Consider the following 1,998-nt stretch of genomic DNA (forward strand, 5'->3'; position numbering starts at 1 on the left):
CCCGGGTTCCGCAGATGCATGTCGGTTCTAGGTGGTGAAAGTATGCGTTGAGCTGCGGAAACACGGCTTGGCCGAGTGACGGGGCGTGTCACTAGGTGTGGGTGTTTGTGCTGGTCAGGCGCGTGTGGCTAGGTCCAGGATCTTCTTGGGCGGTTCGACGCCGAGGGCGGTGAGCAGGTCGCGTTGAGTCTTGGTGAGGGTGGTGGTCTGGCGGAAGGTGCCGGCGGGGCCGGTGTAGGTGACCGCGTGCAGGCGTTGCAGGTTGTCGCGGATGGTGGGCCAGGTCTGGCCGGTGGTGGTCTCGGCGATGCGGATGAGGAGCAGGGCGAGCCAGCAGAGGGTGACGTGGGCGCGGATGCGGTCTTCCTTGCGGTGATAGACCGGTCGCAGGTCGATGACCTGTTTCATGGTGCGCCAGCCGCGTTCGACTTCGAGTAACTGTTTGTAGCCCAGCGCGATGTCCTCTGTGGACAGTGTCGGGTCGGAGGTGCGCAGCAGGTACTTGCCGTCGAGGTTGGTTTCGGTGGCGATCGCGGCGGCGTCGATGCGCAGTAGTCCGCCGGGGGTGCGCCGCAGGTAGCGTTTCAGGTGCGGTTTGGTGGAGATGACACCGGCGAGTTCGTCGCGGCGGGTGCGGGGCAGCCGGTCGGTGTCGTCGATCAGTTCGGTGAGTGCGGCGATGTGCCGGGTGCGGCGGTCGGCGTCGCGTTGGGCTTCGGCGGGGTTGTAGCAGATGACGAACCGGTCGTCGGCGAGGTCGGTGTCGAGGCGGACCTCTTTGACCTGCAGGTTGTCCCGGACGGTGCGGTAGCGGCCTTGCCGGGACAGGGCGGCGTCGGCGGCTGGGGTGCCACCGCGGAGTTTCTCCCCGAGGATGTAGTGTCCGTCGCCCTGTTGCAGGAAGCGGCGGTTGGCGGCGGAGGCGAACCCGCGGTCGGCGACCCAGACGACGCGGGCGAGCCGCCATGCTTGGATGTCGGTTTTGACCTGGCGGATCAGGGCGGAGTCTGCGGTGTTGCCGGGCCAGGACCAGCAGCGCACCGGGATCCCGTCGCGGGTGACGGCCATGCCGACGATGACCTGGGGCAGGTCGTCGCGGTGGTCTTTGGACTTGCCGAAGCTGCGGAACCCGGCGGTGCCGGCCTGTCCGGCCGGTTGCGTGTCGTCGGTGACGCGGCCGTGCGCGTCCCGTGCGACCGGCTCGTCGGCGTCCTCGGTCTGGAAGTAGGTCGAGGTGGTGTCGAAGAACAGCAGGTCGACCTCGAGGTTGAGCAGGTGGGCGGTGGCGTGGAAGACCTCTTCCGCGAGGGCCGGTTCGGCCTGCAGCAGCCAGTCCATCGCCCGGTAGCAGGCATCGTCACCGATCTCGGGCAGGCCGTCGATGTGCACGTCATGGGTGATCCAGGCGGTGGCGGCGAGCTTGCTGGACGGGGCCAGGGCCCGGTTGGCAACGAGGGCGAACAGGATCCGTTCGACCCGGTCGCCGAGCCGGCGGCCGGTCAGCCGGGCCTGCATCGCGGTGTCGATGCCGAGGCGGCGCCACAACGCGTCCAGGACGTGGACGCCGCCGTGCGGGCGGGCCTCGGTGAGTTCCAGCCCGCCCGACGCGCCCGCGGGCGTGGGGGCGGCCGGGTCGAGCAGCCGGGACAGCGCGTCGACGAGGCGTCCGATCCCGGCACGGTCCAGGTCGTCGGCGCGGCCGAAGGAGTACAGCACCTTCGTGCGGGAACGCTGCTCAGCGGGGTCCCACTCGTTGTGCGCCAGTTGCAGGTAGCGCACGGCGCGGCCGTCGCTGGTCTTGCGGGTCGAGGTCCGCACATACACGAGCCCGGACGCTACACGTGTCTATGCCAACCAGCAAAGCCGCAGCCCGAGCTACGAATCTGACCGGAACCGTGTCACTAGGCGATTCCAGCATTTCCGACTACCGTAACGCCGCTGACCTGCGATTCCCTCCGCGCCCGTGCCTAGAACAGCCGCTCAGCTGCGGAACGCGGG

General features: G+C 68.8%; 1 protein-coding gene. It reads right to left on the reverse strand.

Translation table 11 applies throughout. From position 1 onward, the window contains the following. Positions 1-114: 114 nt before the first annotated feature. Entirely contained in the window at positions 115-1,824 is a 1,710-nt protein-coding gene (locus AB0I21_RS57420) for an IS1634 family transposase (protein WP_360574514.1), read from the reverse strand. Positions 1,825-1,998: the final 174 nt, after the last annotated feature.

This window comes from Dactylosporangium sp. NPDC050588 (genome assembly GCF_040654975.1).
In the GTDB taxonomy this organism is placed as follows: domain Bacteria; phylum Actinomycetota; class Actinomycetes; order Mycobacteriales; family Micromonosporaceae; genus Dactylosporangium; species Dactylosporangium maewongense.